The sequence below is a fragment of the Desulfuromusa ferrireducens genome (genome assembly GCF_055389805.1).
This window is the reverse complement of record NZ_AP042415.1, coordinates 185,873-203,351: the sequence shown is the minus strand read 5'-3', so window position 1 is coordinate 203,351 and position 17,479 is coordinate 185,873. Positions and strand designations below refer to the sequence as shown.

The 17,479-nt window shown below is 52.2% G+C and carries 15 protein-coding genes; 6 read left to right on the top strand and 9 right to left on the bottom strand.

Annotated features, from left to right (window positions below; translation table 11 throughout):
* Positions 1-10 precede the first annotated feature (10 nt).
* Positions 11-2,680, bottom strand: a complete 2,670-nt coding sequence (locus ACZ5PT_RS00940; protein ID WP_464264935.1) for a 2-oxoglutarate dehydrogenase E1 component — start codon at positions 2,678-2,680, stop codon at positions 11-13.
* A gap of 257 nt (positions 2,681-2,937) precedes the next feature.
* Between ACZ5PT_RS00940 and ACZ5PT_RS00935 the strand changes: the two genes are divergently transcribed.
* Positions 2,938-3,120 carry a hypothetical protein gene (locus ACZ5PT_RS00935; protein ID WP_464264934.1) on the top strand — a complete coding sequence of 61 codons (183 nt, stop codon included), beginning with the start codon at positions 2,938-2,940 and terminating at the stop codon, positions 3,118-3,120.
* A gap of 70 nt (positions 3,121-3,190) precedes the next feature.
* On the opposite strand, the gene ACZ5PT_RS00930 is transcribed toward ACZ5PT_RS00935, so the two are convergent.
* From ACZ5PT_RS00930 to ACZ5PT_RS00910, 5 genes are all read right to left on the bottom strand, one after another.
* The gene (locus ACZ5PT_RS00930) at positions 3,191-3,562 is read right to left on the bottom strand and encodes an acyl-CoA thioesterase (RefSeq protein WP_464264933.1); all 372 of its coding nucleotides are present in this window, start codon (positions 3,560-3,562) and stop codon (positions 3,191-3,193) included.
* Positions 3,555-4,436: a lipoyl synthase gene (gene lipA / locus ACZ5PT_RS00925; protein WP_464264932.1), complete on the bottom strand. Its 882-nt coding sequence runs from the start codon at positions 4,434-4,436 to the stop codon at positions 3,555-3,557. The genes ACZ5PT_RS00930 and lipA overlap by 8 nt, the downstream gene beginning before the upstream one ends.
* Before the next feature lie 127 nt (positions 4,437-4,563).
* Positions 4,564-4,722, bottom strand: a complete 159-nt coding sequence (gene rd, locus ACZ5PT_RS00920; RefSeq protein WP_464264931.1) for a rubredoxin — start codon at positions 4,720-4,722, stop codon at positions 4,564-4,566.
* A 95-nt stretch (positions 4,723-4,817) separates the two neighbouring features.
* Positions 4,818-5,477, bottom strand: a complete 660-nt coding sequence (elbB, locus tag ACZ5PT_RS00915; protein WP_464264930.1) for an isoprenoid biosynthesis glyoxalase ElbB — start codon at positions 5,475-5,477, stop codon at positions 4,818-4,820.
* 87 nt (positions 5,478-5,564) lie between these two features.
* On the bottom strand, positions 5,565-6,158 hold the full coding sequence (locus ACZ5PT_RS00910; RefSeq protein WP_464264929.1) for a helix-turn-helix domain-containing protein: 594 nt from the start codon (positions 6,156-6,158) through the stop codon (positions 5,565-5,567).
* 173 nt (positions 6,159-6,331) lie between these two features.
* Between ACZ5PT_RS00910 and ACZ5PT_RS00905 the strand changes: the two genes are divergently transcribed.
* The 4 genes from ACZ5PT_RS00905 (at position 6,332) to pgeF (ending at position 9,288) form a co-directional block, all read left to right on the top strand.
* Positions 6,332-7,072, top strand: a complete 741-nt coding sequence (locus tag ACZ5PT_RS00905; RefSeq protein ID WP_464264928.1) for an HAD family hydrolase — start codon at positions 6,332-6,334, stop codon at positions 7,070-7,072.
* 148 nt (positions 7,073-7,220) lie between these two features.
* Positions 7,221-7,490 (top strand): hypothetical protein, encoded by a 270-nt coding sequence (locus ACZ5PT_RS00900; protein WP_464264927.1) that lies wholly within the window; start codon positions 7,221-7,223, stop codon positions 7,488-7,490.
* Entirely contained in the window at positions 7,491-8,474 is a 984-nt protein-coding gene (locus tag ACZ5PT_RS00895; RefSeq protein ID WP_464264926.1) for an RluA family pseudouridine synthase, read from the top strand. It begins immediately after the preceding gene.
* Positions 8,475-8,496: 22 nt separating this feature from the next.
* Positions 8,497-9,288, top strand: a complete 792-nt coding sequence (pgeF, locus tag ACZ5PT_RS00890; RefSeq protein ID WP_464264925.1) for a peptidoglycan editing factor PgeF — start codon at positions 8,497-8,499, stop codon at positions 9,286-9,288.
* 271 nt (positions 9,289-9,559) lie between these two features.
* Here the strand turns inward: pgeF and ACZ5PT_RS00885 are convergent, their stop codons facing one another.
* Entirely contained in the window at positions 9,560-11,005 is a 1,446-nt protein-coding gene (locus tag ACZ5PT_RS00885; protein ID WP_464264924.1) for a TrkH family potassium uptake protein, read from the bottom strand.
* Positions 11,006-12,358: a Trk system potassium transporter TrkA gene (gene trkA / locus ACZ5PT_RS00880; protein ID WP_464264923.1), complete on the bottom strand. Its 1,353-nt coding sequence runs from the start codon at positions 12,356-12,358 to the stop codon at positions 11,006-11,008.
* A gap of 117 nt (positions 12,359-12,475) precedes the next feature.
* Between trkA and ACZ5PT_RS00875 the strand changes: the two genes are divergently transcribed.
* A complete protein-coding gene (locus ACZ5PT_RS00875) occupies positions 12,476-12,772 on the top strand; it encodes an HNH endonuclease (RefSeq protein WP_464264922.1) in 297 nt (98 codons plus the stop codon).
* Between the two features lie 58 nt (positions 12,773-12,830).
* On the opposite strand, the gene glgA is transcribed toward ACZ5PT_RS00875, so the two are convergent.
* Positions 12,831-17,474, bottom strand: a complete 4,644-nt coding sequence (gene glgA / locus ACZ5PT_RS00870) for a glycogen synthase GlgA (protein WP_464264921.1) — start codon at positions 17,472-17,474, stop codon at positions 12,831-12,833.
* Between the last annotated feature and the right edge of the window lie 5 nt (positions 17,475-17,479).

Here is a 17,479-nt window from a genome sequence, read left to right as displayed (position 1 = left end):
ACCAACCTCTTTAATCTGCAAATGCCTGTTCAAGGATTCGCTGTTGTTCGAGTTTATGAACTCTGTGCGAGCCAACCGCCGGGCTGGCTGAGCGTTTGCGTCCGATATAGACCGGTTCACGGCCGAGAATTTCGGTGAGTTGTGGGCGCAAGTGATCCCAGCCGCCGCTGTTACCCGATTCTTCTTGCACCCAGCAGTATTCAACCCCTGCAGGGAACGGTGCGATGGTTTCTTTGAGCTGTTCCTGGTGCAGCGGGAATAATTGTTCAATCCGGACGATGGCGATGTCGTCCCGGTTTTGAACCTGTCGCTGCTCGAGCAAATCATAATAGATTTTGCCGCAGCAAAGCAGCACCCGACGACAGCTCGTCACCGCCATCTGGTCCGGAATTATTTCCTGAAAATGGCCTTCGGTAAAATCACTGATGGTTGATACGCAAGCCGGATGTCTCAGCAGCGCTTTGGGAGTGAAGACGATTAGTGGTCGTCGGTAGGGTGCAGTCACCTGACGACGCAGCAGGTGGAATAGTTGGGCCGGGGTACTTGGGTTGACCACCAGCATGTTGTTATCGGCACAGAGTTGCAGGTAGCGCTCGATCCGTGCACTGGAATGCTCCGGTCCCTGACCTTCGTAGCCGTGCGGCAAAAGCATGGTCAAGCCGCTGGAACGGTCCCATTTGGTCATGCTGCTGGCGATAAACTGGTCAATAATGACCTGCGCCCCGTTGGCAAAATCGCCGAACTGGGCCTCCCAGACAGTCAGGTCGTTTGGAGCTTCGACCGAATACCCGTAGTCGAATCCGAGCACGGCAAACTCCGAGAGCATGCTGTTGTAGATGGTGAAATGTCCGCCTGATTGGTGGGCGAATTCGTCCAGCGGCGTGTACGGCTTGCCGGTCTCTTTGTCGGCCAGAGTCGCATGGCGGTGGTTGAAGGTACCGCGTCGGGAGTCCTGACCGGAAATGCGAATCCAGGTGCCCTCTGCGACCAGACTGGCAAAGGCGAGCGCTTCGGCCGTTCCCCAGTTGATCTCTGCCCCTTTTTCTACTGCGTCGCGGCGTTTTTCCAACAGCGTCGCTATTTTGTGGTGCGGGGTGAAGCCTTCCGGCAGATCGGTGATTGCGGCGATCAGTCGTTTCAACTCCGGATGGTCGACGGCGGTTTTTATTGGAGCAAAGCTGAAATCCCGCTGAATATTCGACCAGTTTTTCAGGAAGCCTTCTTCCAGTTGCTGCGCGGGGCGCTTGAGGGCCATTTCCAGTTCCTGGTCAACCTCAACCGCCAGTTGTTTGATCTCTTCGAGCGGGATGCCTTCCTGCAGCAGTTGTGACTGGTAAAGGTTGGCGGTCGGTAACTGATTGCGGATCTTCTCGTACATCATCGGCTGGGTAAAGAAGGGTTCATCTCCTTCGTTGTGGCCATGCCGGCGGTAGCAGATCACTTCGATAACGACGTCTTTGCGGAATTGCTGGCGGAACTCCAGGGCTAGATTCGCGGCTTGCAGCAGCGCTTCCGGGTCATCGCCGTGAACGTGCAGGATCGGCGACATCAGCATTTTGGCGATATCGGTTGGATAGCAGGTCGAGCGGGCATCGACCGGCAGGGTGGTAAAGCCGATCTGATTGTTGATAACGACGTGCAGCGTGCCGCCGGTTTTGTAGCCTTCCAGTTGTGACAGGTTGAGGACCTCGGCAACCACTCCCTGTCCGGCAAACGCGGCATCGCCGTGAATCAGCAGCGGCAGAACCCGCTGCTCCCCGTCGCCCTTGAGTCGTTCTTGTCGAGCGCGGCACTTGCCTTCGACCACCGGGTCGACGGCTTCTAAATGACTGGGATTGGAAGCCAGGGAAATGTGGATTTTTTGCTCACCATAATGTCGATCGCTGGAATATCCCTTGTGGTACTTGACGTCCCCTTCACCGATAATCCTGAAGGTTTCGTTGTCGGAAAACTCGGCAAAGATATTTTCCAACGGTTTGTCGTAAATGTTGGCCAGCACATTCAGTCGCCCTCGGTGGGCCATGCCGATAATCACATGCTCCATCGATACGCCGGCCGCGTGTTCAATCAAGTGGTCGAGCAGGGGGATCACCGATTCGGCGCCTTCCAGTGAAAAGCGTTTTTGGCCGACAAACTTTCGGTGGATAAAGGTTTCGAACTTGGTTGCCTGTAGGAGTTTTTTCAGGGTCGCGAGTTTTTTCTCACGATTTAAAGCCAGCAGGTTGCGACTGCCTTCCATTCTTTCCTGTAGCCACTTGCGTTCTGCCATGATCGGGATATGCGTAAATTCGATCCCGAGGGATCGACAATAGGTCTGTTGTAGAACGGCAACGATCTCTTTCAGTGGTGCGTTGGCTAGGATGAAATTGTCCGTCGCAAAGATGCGTTCCAAGTCGTTATCGTCAAGTCCGAATTCCGCTAGTTGCAGCTGAGGATGGTCCAGTTCGCAAGGGGAGAGGGGGTCGACGCAGGCATAGATATGACCAATCTCGCGATAGCGACGGATCAGTGATTGGAGCGCTGCGGGTTTGTGGTCCGGGGCAGCGCTGGTGTTATCGATCCCCAATTCAAAACCCTGAAAAAAAGAGCGCCATTCTTGTGGAACCAGTTGTGGATCTTCCCGGTAGCGGAGGTACTGCGCTTCAATCCACTGCGGGCTGATATTCTCTGTAGAGGTCATCTCTTGCGTTCCCCTTTGGCTCTAAAAAGAGAGATTTGAATGGCTGGCAACTCGGTAAGTATAAATCAGCTGTACTCGTGTCGCAATAAAGGTTCGAAATAACTGGAAGTTCACACTTGCCTAAAAGCTAATCTATGAATTCTTCGCCGGACATTGACTTTAAGCTGTGTCTAATGTTATCTTTGGCTTCAAATATGAATATGCTGTCGAAAGAAGTTTAGTCTGTCGTAGTTTCTTTAGTTGGAAAGGAGTAGGTCATGGAAATCTCAGGAGCAATGGGCACCGCTGCTCAGGAAATGGCCACAAACAAAGTATCGTCGGGATTTGATGCGCTGACCAAAACCCTGCAAAAAACCGAGCAGAACGAGCCAAGTGAGCAGCAGCGGTCGGAAATCGCTGAGCACACCGGTAAAGGGATGAACATCGATATCAAGGCCTGATTTAATTTATCCATTTATTCAGTTTAAGCCCCGTTTAGATGCCCTTGTGAAGGTTGTCTGAGCGGGGTTTTTATTTTATCTGGGCTTGCGTTGGTAGTGCGCATGGCCGGCCCTTATCGTCAAGGCGAACGAAGGTGACCCTGGTACTGAATACTTCTTTTTCGACCTTTGCCCCTGGTTCATCAGCGCGGACATTAACTGTGTAGGCGACCGAGGTCCGCCCCTGTTTGGCCGCTTGCATATGAAAGTGTAAAATGGAGCCGTTTTCTACCCGGTGTTTGAAATGACAGGCATCCATGTTGATGGTGACCAAGGTGCAGCCGGGGAAGTCACGCGATGCGGCCATCCAGGCATTCTCATCAACCCACTTCAGCATGATCCCGCCGAATAAGTAGCCGTGATGATTCAAATGTTCGGGGCGCACCAGGGTAAAGTTATCCATCGGTGACCTCCTTGCGGGCGGCAAATTGTTCTTCGGCATGGTATGAGGAACGAACCAATGGCCCGGCCTCAACATGTTCAAAGCCCATTTCTTTTCCCCGTTTGGCGAACTGCTCGAATTCCGGCGGTGAAACATAGCGCTGCACCGGATAATGATTCACCGTTGGTGCCAGGTATTGTCCGAGTGTGAGTATCTGGCAGTGGTGATCGCGTAAGTCTTGCATGACGCGTAATACTTCATCTTCTGTTTCGCCCATGCCGAGCATCAGTCCTGATTTGCTGATGATCGTTGTCGATAATTCGCGGATCTGCGCCAGAACATCCAGGGATCGCTGGTATTGCGCTTCGGGTCTTACTGCGGAATACAGGCGCGGCACGGTTTCGATGTTGTGACCAATAATATCGGGAGCGGCAGAGACGACTTTTGCCAGCGCGTGCCAGTTTCCCTGGAGGTCGGGAATTAAGAGTTCAATGCGACAGCCTTGAGTCAATTGCCGGATCTGTTCAACCAAGGCGACAAATTGGTCAGCGCCGCCGTCGGATAAATCATCCCGTGTCACCGAAGTGATCACGGCGTGTTTGAGCTGTAAATCTTTGATCGCAGCGGCAACTTTTCGCGGTTCTTGTGGATCGGGGGGCAGTGGTGGCTCGCTGGAGACGTTGCAGAAGTGACAATGGCGACTGCAGTTGGTTCCCAGAATCATGAAGGTCGCTGTCCCTTTGCTCCAACATTCTCCCTGATTGGGGCATGCGGCGCTGCGACAGACAGAGTTGAGTCCTTGCTGACGATGATAGCGGTCGATGCGGGCGAAATTGACGCCAGCAGGGAATTTAACTTTCAGCCAATCGGGCTTGCGAAGGTGGGTTTTGGCCATTTGCAGTTATTCCCAGGAAAGTGTGTTTGTCGATGCGGCCAGCATAGCATGGCGGTTGCAGAATGAAAAACAGGGTCCGATCGCTGTTGGCGCTCGGACCCTGTCAATCTCTCAGTTTTCAGTGCTCCTAGATCGGTTCAAAATTTGATTTATCGACACCGCAAAGAGGGCACATCCAGCTGTCCGGGATATCATCAAAGCTGGTTCCCGGGGCAATCCCATGATCTGGGTCGCCTTGCTCCGGGTCGTAAATGTAGTCACAAATAATGCAGCGGTACTTGTCCATTGGAGTCTCCTTCGGAAAAATTTAACCGAGTCTAGCAGACCGATCAAAAGACGACAAGTAAGGTAATGTTTATTTTTTCCGCATACTCACGCGACCTAAAGCATTTCCAGCAGCGCAGCGACGGTCTTTTCAATTCCATCCGCTGCTTCGCTGATGCTGCCAGCAAGCATGTAGGCCGGAGTCGATATCAGTTTGTTTTCTTGATCGATAACAAATTCGCTGACCGGACAGGCAACGTGGGTGGAGCCCATGGCAGTAACTGCTTGAGCGGTTCCGTCATCAGTACCGATCGTCAACTTGTGAGCCAACTTGTCGTTGCCGAGGACTTTCGAAACCAGTGCCGGTGCAATACAGATAGCCGCAATCGGTTTTTTCGCCGCAACGATCTCTCGAATCAGACGGGCAACTTCGGGTTGAACGTCACAGTCTGTCCCTTTAAAGGCAAAGTCGCAGAGATTTTTTGCCGCGCCGAAACCACCAGGTAGAATCAGGGCATCGATATCGCTGGCCTTGATTTTTGCGATGTCCGTAATATCTCCGCGGCAAATTCGTGCCGATTCTTCCAGGACATTGCGTACTGTCCCTTCAACCGGTTCGCCGGTCAGGTGATTGACAATCCCCTGCTCCATATCCGGGGCCATGCAGACCGCTGTTGCCCCGGCGCGATCAAGGGCCAGCAGGGTGATGACTGTTTCGTGGATTTCACTGCCGTCGTACACGCCACAGCCGGAAAGAATAACACCAACCTTCGCCATGGAATCCTCCTGATAGATGTAAATGGTTAGCAATCAGATAATGGTTATAAGCATAGCAGATAGATTTGAATCAACCGCTGAAGCGGTTCAGTTTCTGGTGTAGAGGACCGCAATGCCATGAGCGATTTCGTCGCCCAAGGCTCTTAAACTGTGAAGTTCGTTCGAATCCCAGTAAACAGAGTCACCGGGTCCAAGAACATGGGTTTCACTGCCATGATTAAGTTCTATCTGGCCTTCCAGAACATAAAGGAACTCTTCGCCGGCATGTTGTACCGGTTGTGATGTGCTGACCTGGGTTGGATCGAATTCGACCAAGAACGGTTCCATGTGCTTATGTTTCTTGCCATACGCCAGAGAATGGTACAAATAGGGTTGCGGTGGGCCGCTTTGACGTGGCCGGCGTTGCAACTTGTTGGAATCCCCCGCACGCACCACAAGGCACTTCTGGGTGTTATCTTCTTCTTCGAAAAAAGTCTGTAGAGGCACGTTAAGGGCCTTGGCAATTCTCAACAGGGTTGCCAGGGGGGGGATGACTTGTTCATTTTCAATCTGCGATAACAGCGGTTTGGAGAGTTCCGTCTCTGCTGACAGATCTTGCAGGGTTAAGCGCCGCTCTTGCCGAAGTTGACGGATTTGGGGACCTATTTGTAGCTCTCTGACTTCTGCTCTGAACTGGTCCATGGTTTCTCCTTTAATATATAATCTGAAACAATTTTTAACGTCCCTGATCGAAACAGTCAAGTAATTAGAAACACTGCAAAGGCTGGAATTGACTGCGGCCTCTGTGCTAAAATCATCAAGAAAGTTTTTTTCATATTAATGCCAGTCGAGTTTTCCGGTTGGCGGAGCCTGTCATGTCAGAACAGCATAAAATTAGCGATTCAATCGATGCGGTTCTTTTCGATCTGGATGGAACTTTACTCAGGGTGCAGATGGAACAGTTTATCCCCCGTTATATTGAAGGGTTAGCCGCTCACTGCCGGGAGCATGTCAAACCGAAAAAGTTTGCCCGAGTGATGCTTGGCGCGATCCGCGGCCTGATTCAGGCCGCCGGTGATGGATTGACGACCAACGAACAGCGAGTTTATTCGACCCTTCAGCAGCAACTGTCAATTCCCGAAACTGTGTTGCGCGATTCTTTTCAGCGCTTTGCCATCGATGGGCTCGATACTTTGCAGGACCTGGTTCACCCCATACCGCTGGCTCGCAAGATTCTCGACGAGTGCCATCGGCAAGGGGTTCCCGTGGTGCTGGCGACCAACCCGGTATTCCCCGAATTTATGATTAAGGCGCGGTTGTTGTGGGGTGATCTCGGGGATATTTCATTTTGTCATCTAACCAGCTTCGAAAACAGCTGCTACTGCAAGCCGCAGGCCGGATATTTTGAAGAGATTTCTGCCCAGGTGGGCGTTAATCCGAAAAAATGCTTGATGGTCGGCAATGATACCAGTCATGACTTGTCTGCCGCGTCGGTGGGGATGAAGACTTTTTTGGTCGATACCTGGATTGTCGAGAGAGAAGAAGCCGAGTGGCCGTGTCCACACCGCGGTGATCACGCAGAACTGTACCGGTTTCTGCAGCAACAGCTGGCATGAAAGCGCAGCGCTTGTGACTCAAGGCAGGACCGAGGGAATCGGGAAAACTAAGATTATTACTTGCTATTTAGAGAAGGTATTAATAAACTGACTACTTATGTTACTGTTTCCTGAAATCACTCATGACGAGGGGCTGGAGGCCTAAGCTATGGCAAGACTGGTTGAAAATCCCGATCTCGCGTTCCGTCTGGCCCGGGCAATTGTTTCTGATATTGCCCTTTACAACCAAGATAAGGTTGCTGAAGGGATCAAGAACGACAGCATTTTTGAGCTGATGGGGGAAGAGCTCGAGGAAGGCCGTGTGCATTTCTTCACCCGTGTCTCCGACGATCTGCCGAATCGTGAGCATCTGTATGAAAAAGCGATTGTTGATGTCATGATCAAACAGGCCGGCAAAATAGAAAGTTCCATCTGGTAGATGTCATCACAACAAAAGCTGAATTACCCGGACGACCGCTGTGGCGAGCGGCTTGATTGTTTTCTCGCCGAGACTTTTCCTGAACTGAGTCGTTCTCAAATCCAAAAACTGCTCAGCAGTCAGCAGATTCTGCTGGATGGAACCCCTGCTAAAGCAAGTTATAAGCTCAAGGGAGGGGAGTCTATTCTGGTTAACATCCCCGAACCTGATCCGATTACCGCCATCCCCGAAGCACTTCCGCTCACTGTTCTTTATGAAGACCAACACCTGATCGTGATTGACAAAGCGGTTGGAATGGTGGTACATCCCGCCGCCGGGCACCCTCGCGGCACTCTGGTTAATGCTTTGCTGCATCACTGTGATGATTTGGCCGGAGTCGGCGGGGAACTCAGGCCGGGGATCGTTCATCGGATCGATAAGGACACCTCTGGAGTGATGGTCGCCACTAAAAACGATCAGAGCCATCAGCATTTAGCCGCACAGTTCAAAGAGCATACCGTGAAGCGCCGCTATATTGCTTTGCTTGCGGGCCAAATTCAGGGACAGCGCGGAACCATCGAACAGTCGATTGGCCGCCATGCTCAACAACGAAAAAAAATGAGCAGCAACACCCGTCACGGCAAAAGAGCAGTAACCCATTGGAAGGTGCTCAAGCGCTATGATGTGGATCGATTGACTTTGGTTGAATGCCACTTGGAAACTGGCCGCACGCATCAAATACGCGTCCATTTTTCAGAAATGAATTTGCCTTTGTTGGGGGACCCGCTCTATGGTGGTCGCAATCGACTGAATAATTATTCTGATCAGCAACTGCGGACGTTGGTCGAGAAGCTTCCGGGGCAGGCTTTGCATGCCCAGTTGCTCGGTTTTGTTCACCCGGGCAGTGACGAATTTATGGAGTTTTCCACCGGCTTGCCGCCCGAATTCGCGGCGATCCTCAGCTATCTTGATCAGAAATACGCTACTCCGGAGATCATCGGATAGCATAAAAATAGTGGAGTCAGTAATGAAACTTGAACGCAAGGGAAAGATTTCCTATCTACAGCCAGTCGGCTTGGCGAGTGGCTTGGTCGCCGGATTTACGACCCGCAATGGCGGAATTAGTCGCGCCCCTTATAACTCGCTGAACCTTGGCCTGAATACCGATGATCAGTTGGCCAGCGTCGAGGGCAACCGTTCGACACTGGTGCGCAGTTTTGAGCTGCAGCAACACCAGTTGTTGACCGTCAAGCAAGTGCATGGTAGCGATTTGTTGGTGATTGACGAGCCGAACCTCGATTTGACCCATTATCTTTCGATTGAGGTCGATGGCATTGTCACTAATCAGCCAGGAATTATGATCGGCGTGTTGGTTGCCGATTGTTTTCCGGTTCTGCTCTGGCATCAGGAGCAGGACGTTGTTGCTGCCGTGCATGTTGGTTGGCGAGGTGCAGCCAACGGGATCTTGAAAAAAACGGTCAAGACGATGTGTGATCATTTAGGTTGTTCGGTCGACGGTTTGCGCGCAGCAATCGGACCGGGTATCGGGGCGCACAAATATGAGGTCGATCGGCCGGTGCGCGATGCTTTTCGTCAGGGAAGCGGGTTTTGGAAAGAAATTTCTAAGGAAACCAGCCTCGGTCACTGGCAGTTGGATCTTTCCCTCAGTTGCCGTCTGCAATTAGAACAGGCCGGTTTGAGTCCGCAGCATATTGATCAGGCCGTCGAATGCACCTGTTGTCACGCCGAGTCATTTTTTTCCTATCGGCGTGATAAAGGGGAGACAGGTCGACACCTGGCTTTTATCAAGCTGCCTTAAATTATAAAAAAAGAGGATCGCAATTGCGATCCTCTTTTTTTTGGTTAAGCTATCTCTGCAGGTGCCAGTAAAAAAGCACAATTTAACAAATAATCAGAATTTATTCGCTTCGTTCAGGTTTTTGTCAGAGTGGATCTTTATAGTCAGGGAAATTAAAACCGTACCTGACCAAGAGGCTACGGAGGGGGGAAGCCCCGATCATCTCACCGATGATCGGGGCTTTTCATATTGTGCCTCTTGATGGTCGACCGACCCTGTTTTACGGGGCTGATTATTTGCGCCAGAAAGAGGGGAAGAACAAGACCAGGACAGTGAAAAGCTCTAGTCGTCCCATCAGCATACAAACGATCAAGACCGATTTGCCAAAGCTCGGGATATGGGCAAAGTTGTCGACCGGGCCGACAGTCCCCAGGCCAGGGCCGATATTTGCCAGACAGGCAATCACCGCTGCCCCTCCCGAGACCAGATCCATGCCACTTGCTGCCATGAGCAACGAGGCAAAAACAAAAATACCAATAAACAGGGCGAAAAAGCCGAGGATTGATTGGAGGACTTCTTTGTCCACCGGCCTGTTGCCAAGTTTGACCAGCCTGATGGCGCGTGGATGGATAAGGCGAAAAACTTGTACCTGGGCATGCTTGAAGAGTAGCAGAATGCGGGCAACCTTCATGCCGCCGCCGGTCGAACCGGCACAGCCGCCGACAAACATCAGCATGATCAGGATATATTGCGGTAATATCGGCCAGGTTTCGTAATCTGCGGTACCAAAGCCGGTTGTGGTGATGATCGACGTCACCTGAAAGATGGAATAGCGGAAGTTTTCATCGAGCTGTGGATAGGTGTTGTAGTACCAGTTGCAGCCGACAATGACCGCGGTGGCAACGACGATCAGGCCGATATAGCAGCGAAATTCCTCATTGCGGTGCAGGTCACTCAATTTGCCGCGCAACATTTGGAAGTGCAGGGTGAAGTTAACTCCGGCCAGGAGCATGAAGATGGTAATGACCGCATCGATGTAACTGCTGTCGTAGGCCGCAATCGATGCATTGCGGGTCGAAAATCCACCGGTCGCCAGGGTGGCAAACGAATGGCAGGTCGCATCGAAAAAGCTCATCCCACCGAGCATCAACAGCAGTGTTTCAACTGCGGTTAACAGCAGGTAAACTCCCCAGAGAAGTTTCGCCGTATCTTGAATGCGCGGTCGAAGCCGGTCTGCGGTCGGGCCCGGGACTTCGGCTTTGAATAGCTGCATGCCGCCGACACCCAACATCGGCAAAATGGCCAGCGAGAGGACGATGATTCCCATGCCGCCCAGCCAGTGGGTGAGCGAACGCCAGAACAGCAGGCTCTGCGGTAAGGCTTCAATCTCAGTCAGAATGGTCGAACCGGTGGTGGTGAAACCACTCATGGTTTCGAAAAAAGCATCCAGCGGTGATGGGATCGCCCCGGAGAGGATGTAGGGCAGAGCACCAAACAGGGCAAAGAAGGTCCAGCCGAAGGTGACCACGGCAAAACCTTCGCGGACGGAAAGATCCTTCGGGCTCTGACAACAGCCAAACAACAGCCCGCCGACGCAGAAACAGATCAGCGCTGAATAGATAAATGCCGTCCAGACACCATCATGGTAAAACAGGGAAAAGGGCACCGGGAGCAGCAGGGTTCCGCCGAGGTAGAGAAGCAGGGCACCGAGGATTCTCAGGGTTAGAATGAGATTCATTCAGGAAAAAAACCTTTCGACCTTCTGTAGCGCCTCGGGCAGGGCAAATATCACCACTCGGTCCCCTTCGGCCAGCTGGCTCTCTCCTGTCGGGATTTCGTAGCTGTTGCCGCGCACAATCGCCCCGATTATGGCTCCGCGCGGGAAGTGCAGTTCGCGCAGTGGGATGGCTAATAGTCCGCTGTCTTGTTTGATTTTAATCTCAAGCACTTCTGAATCGCTATCTTCAACCGCTGATAAAGAAATAATCTCTCCACGACGGACAAACTTGAGAATGGTACTTGCTGCGGCCATGCGTGGAGAAACGCAGGCATCAATACCAAGATCTGACGCCAGATCGATAAGTTCCGGTTGGCTAACCAGCGCGAGCGTGCGTTTGGCCGAGTGCTGTTTGGCCAGCAGACAGGTTAGGATATTGGTCTGGTCGTTATCGGTTACGGCGACAAATACGTCTGCACCTTCAAGTCCCTCGTCGAGCAGGGTTTGGAGATCGAGCCCTTCGGCGTTAATGACCACCGCCTTGTTGAGTTGCTCGGCCAGTTTATAGCAGCGATCTTCGTTCTTTTCGATCAGCTTGATGCTGAAATTATGTTGCTCCATATTTCGCGCAATCTGGACGCCGATGCGGCTACCGCCAAGAATAAAGGCGCGGTGGGAAGCTTTGTTCTCGGTCTTTTGTGATTGCAGCATGTAGTTTATTGCCGGCAGTTCGTCCTGGTGGGCAAAAATGTAGATTTTGTCACCGGCCTGAATACAGTCGTCTCCATGCGGGATAATAGTTTTTTTGCCGCGGTTGATGGCGACCACGACAAAACGGTAGATGCCGCGCAATTCCCCCAGCTCGGCCAAGGTCAGATCGCAGATCGGACTTTCCTCGGTGATCCGAAAGCCCTGGAAATGGATCTGCCCTTCGGCAAATTCGGCGACATCAAAGGCCTTTGAGCTGCAGGCCAGCTTGAAAAGTTCCTCGGCGACTGCATCTTCCGGGTTGATCAGCAGGTCAATGCCGAGTTTCTCTTTTGAGAGGATGGCCTTGTTGCCAGTGTACTCGATGCTTTTGGTGCGGGCGACCCGGGTCTGCGTCTGATATTCTCGGGCAAGTAAGCAGGCGAGGATATTGACCTCGTCCATGTTGGTGACCGCAATGAAGATATCGGTATCTTTGATGCCTGCCTGTTCAAGAATCTCGGCGCTGGCACCGTTACCGCAGACGCCGAGGACGTTCATGCGGTCCTGAGCTCGTTCGATGGTTTCTTCATCCTGGTCAACCAGGGTGACGGCATGCCCCTCGCGTGATAAGCGATCACAGAGGAAATAGCCGACCTGTCCGGCACCAATGATAAGGATTTTCATAAGTTATCTCGTAATTGGGACGTTATTTAGCATGTAAGGCAACTTGTCAAGATCGCATATATTGTAGAAATGTGCAATAATCCTGAGACTAACGTAACGGCAAAAAGGCGACCACCAATGATTGAATTTGGGATTGATATCGATGAGGCGACCATCCGCCGGGAACGGGAAAAAGCCAGGGCACTGCGCAAGCAGGGTTGGTGGCAGAACCGCGTTGCCAAAGGGATATGCCACTATTGTGAAAAACAATTTCTGCCCAAGGAATTAACCCTCGATCATCTGGTCCCGGTGGCCCGTGGCGGCCGGAGTACAAAAGGTAACTGTGTCCCGGCTTGCAAGGACTGCAACAATAGTAAACGGGATCTTTTGCCGTTGGAGTGGGAAGAACATTTGCAACGCCTGAATAAACAATAAGCGAAACTTTTCGTGTTAAAAAAGGCTGCCTCTCAGTTCGAGAGGCAGCCTTTTTTTGTTATGCTGCCGGCATCTGCCGGTAATTACGGGCCTTGGTGTAAAGTTCGTGATACTGGTTGGCCGAATTTGCCCAGCTGAAATCTTGATTCATGCCACGTTTTACCAAAGTCAACCAGCGACTGCGCTGTGGGTAGATCGCCAGTGCCCGGTCAAGGGCCTTGAGCAGCTCATCGGCGTTTGAATTCTCAAAGACGAAACCGTAACCACTTCTTGGATTTTCCGTCACATCGATGATCGTGTCGGCCAAGCCGCCGGTCTGGCGAACCACCGGAAGCGCGCCGTATTGCAAAGCGATCATCTGCGTCAAGCCGCAGGGCTCATAGCGGCTGGGAACCAGCAGGATATCGCTGGCGGCAAAAATGCGGCGCGACAGCCCTTCATCAAAGGAGAGGTTGATTGAAACCTGTTGCGGTCTTTGTTGTTGTTGCTCGCGCCAGAATTCTGTTGCCTCGCGATCTCCAGACCCGAGTAGGACAAATTGAATATCGCGTTCGAGCAGCTGCGGCCAGGCTTTCTGAATCAGGTCGATCCCTTTTTGCCGGTCGAGGCGACTGACAACTGCTACGATCGGCACGTCGTGGCGGATTTCCAGGCCGAGCTCTTTTTGCACCAAACGTTTACAGGCCCGTTTGCCATTGAGGTTTTCGGTGTTGTAGGGCGTGGGCAGGGCGGTGTCGAGAGCCGGATCCCAGGAGCGGCGGTCCAGTCCGTTAATAATGCCGTGCAGATCCTCAGCGCGATTCTGCAGCAGACCTTCAAAACCGTGCCCCTGTTCCTTGGTTTGAATCTCCTGGCAATAGGTCGGCGAGACCGTATTGATAACATCGGAGTAATTGATACCGCCTTTTAACGCCGACAGGTCGCCGAAATACTCCATCCCTTTTGGCGCGCTGAGAGAATCGTGCAGGTTGAGCTGGCGGAGGATTTCTGCCGGGAATATCCCCTGATATCCAAGGTTGTGAATGGTCAGCAGGGTGGCAATATTGGCGAAAAATGGATTGTGACGGTATTCCGTGCGCAACAGAATCGGCACAAAGCAGGTCTGCCAATCGTGCAGGTGGATGACATCCGGCCTGAAGTCGAGACGCTTGATCATCTCCAGGACCGCGCGACTGAAAAAACCGAACCGTAAACTGTTATCCGGGTAGTCGCCATCAGTTGTGCCGTAGAGCTGCTCTCGGTCAAAAAGTTCGGGGCAGTCGATAAACCAGAAGGGGACACCGTCGCAGGTGGTCTGCTTGAGACTTCCGCGGTAGTCTTTCCCGTCGAGCTTTATTTCGACGCTTTTACGCCCCTTCTTTAAACTGAATTCGCTCCGTTCAGCGGAGCGGTAGCACGGCATAATGACACGAACGTCATGGCCGAGTTGTCGCAATGCTCGTGGCAGTGAGCCTGCGACGTCAGCAAGCCCGCCAGTTTTGGCAAATGGCGTTGCTTCCGGTGTGACAAAAAGAATTTTCATTGCAAAATCGCCTCCTGAAGCTGCAGGGAGAACCGGCTCTGATGCTGGTTCTCCCTCGAGGCATTGCAAGAAAATATCCACCTGGTAACCGGCCTTTACCGCCAGCCGTTGTGTTTTTGCGATATTAATTAAAATGGGTATTATTGTTTGCGTTAAGCTTTTGAAATCGTGGCGATTGGAATTATTAGAATCAAAGATTAGAAACAGGACAAAGGTATACAATAGCTGGTCCAGCGCCTCTTGGTTGCAGTAGTCAGATTCATTATAATAATTACATTTTAGGAGTTTTCGCCATACTTGCTGGTTATATAACCGATCGAGGAGCTTGTATATCCCAACAGGAGTTGCGAGGTTTTCGCTGCAAACCGACGCGGTGAACTCACTAATGAGCTTATCGCTGAATTGCACGTCGCTGGAGAAATTGACCCGAACGAGCAATTGCACCATGTTCTTGATCGATAAGTGCTGCAGTTCCGGGGCAGCAAATTCTTCGATCATTTTTTTGCACAGCTGGGCAACTTTTTGCTTCGCTCTTTCCGGTCGTGGAATCGTCATTAATTCCTGACCGAGTTGCAGGACCGGTTCGAGCAAAAGGGCCTCACGGTCAGCATAGAGGTTCGGCCGCCCGGTGGTGCCGTGGCGTTGATGGAGCTGCTGCCAACGGCCATCGGTATCTTGAACCGCGTGGAAGTCGGAGAGAACCCTGGAGCCATAAGGTTGCATGGTGAATGGCCCGCCCTTACGTAACTCAGCGGCAGGAAACAGATACTGCAGCTGATGACTCAGGTCGGTTGCAATAAGAAAATCTTCATTTAGGTTTAAATGGCACGCTTGGGAAAAGCTTTGCGCGTTTCCATCCGCTCGCTCAACGGCAGCCCCAATCTGTCCGCTGATTTGATGCGCGGAGTTATTGCAGAGGATCAGAACGTGCTGGTCAGCCAACCGATTGCTGTAGACATAGACATTCTCTTCGATCCCGTACTCGGAGATAAAGTCGAAAAGTTGAAAATCTTCCGCGCCGCTAAACAGTGCCCGCCGACGCAGCAGGGGAAATATTTGCTGCTGATGACGCTCTATCAGCGGCTGATCAATGTCCTCCTGCCAGCGCGGGGTCAGGTACTCCATGCCGTATTTTTCGTGATAGCCTTCGATCTGGCCGTGGCCGAACATCGGCAAACCAGGCATGGTCGCCAACAAGGTGGCAACACAGAAATACTTGTCCTCCTTGCCAAACTGTTCGATGGCCGGTTTTTCATCCGGGTTACTCATGAAGTTGACAAAGCGCTGCAGGATCGCCGGATCAAAGCTGAGGATGTTTTTCAGCGTCTGCCGGTATTTTTCATTCTCTTCCCGCTTGAGCATGTTCATAAAGGCACTGTTGTAAACGCGGTGCATGCCCAAGGTTCTGACAAAATAGCCTTCCATCAGCCAGAAGGCTTCTGCAATCAGCAGGGTGTCCGGTGCTTCCTCGCGAATTCGGTCGACCAGTTCACGCCAGAATTCAACCGGAAACAGGCGCTGAAATTCTGCTGCGCTCATGGCGTGATCGGCCCGCGAAGGAACTCCTTCAGCGCCACCGGGTAACGGATACCAGAGGCGTTGAAAATGCCGTTTCGCCAGCGTCATCGCGGCATCAAAACGGATCACGCGGAATTGTTTGGCCACCCGGATGATCAGGCGGATCATCGCTTCCCGAACCTCGGGCAACAAATAATTCAGCTGAGCCGTATCGTTCCACGGCAGGTGTGTGCCGTCGTTACCGTGATAGATGTAGCGAACCTCTCCGGTGTCGCGCTGCTGATAGCGACAGACGACCGCCGCTTCGCTGTGATCGTAATAGCCATCTTCAATCTGGATTGAATATTCGCGACTTTCACTCAAATCAGAGCCGTTGAAGCGGTAGCCGGGATAGGGGGGCTGCGTTGTCTGGACAAACCAGTCTGGATGTTCTCGTAACCAGGCTGATTCGATGCCGGTATGATTGGTCACCACATCACAGGCCAGGTCGATACCGCGTTGCCGGCAGCGCTGCCGGAGAGTTTCGAGGGCATCATCGCCGCCTAAATCCTCGGCAATGTGGTAATCGTCAATCGCGTAGGCCGAGGCTGCGACCTGAAGCTGTCCGCAGCGGTTTTTGATTTTTAAAGACGCATTTGAGCGTTTCCAGATGCCGATCAGCCATAAACTGCTGAACCCGCTGTTTGATAACTCATCAAGTTCACTATCTGGGATTTGATCAAGACGGTGAATGTGTTGTTTATATTTCTGTGATAGCTGTTGCAGCCAGACATAGGTTGATTTTGCCAGCAGCACGGTGCGCGGCATCCAGTCAACATCAGCGGTAAAGTTGGCATATTCCTGATCGGGAAAGGCTGCTGGGTCAAGGGGGGTGGTCTCCGGTTCGCCGGGAAAGCCGGGGGTGAATCCTTCCCGCTCGAAAATAGCCAAGGCGCCAGAAATCCGCAGGCGCAAGTCTTCTGGCAAAATGGTGGCATATTTTTGCTGCAGCAGCAGCAGTTGTTCTTTTAAGGTTGGCGCCTGCTGGAGCGGTTCGACCAGGCGCGACAGTAAGCTGCGCGGCATCTGGCCAAAACCATCGTCAACCTGCGGCAGAGCCTGATCGATCAACTGCAACTGTTGACGGTAGCCGCTGTTGAGATGGAGTTGCTGTTCTTCCAGCAGCAGGAGTTGGTTGGCTGATTTGAGCGCCGGATTCAGACTCTGGACACGGAGCAGAAAGAGTTCCAGCACCAGATCATTCAGTTGTTGTTGCTCCTCGGCTGCGGCGAGAAACTGCTCAGCATCGACTTTCCCCAAGGCAATCGGCAGGGCTGGGAACAGCTGAATAAATCCCCGCAGGGCTTTTTCCAGTTCTGGCAGCGAAAGTTTGCCATTGTCGGTTGTTAAGCTGTTGCGTGAGATTTGGCAGTTCCGACTGCGCAAAAAATGCTGGCCGATTCGCAGCAACACCTGATTGATGGTTGCGAGCAGTTCCAACTCTGCGGCCGACAGGCTTGCCTCTCCCGAACTGCGCAGGCCCGCGGCGATCAATTGACGCAGATAGGTGCGCGCGGGGGGAGGAGTCTGACGAAATTGGGAGGTTAAATTCAACTGGTTCCAAAAGCTGTAACCGCAATGGAACCCTAGCGGGAAATTTTTTTCGCGGAATGATTCAGTCATCTTGT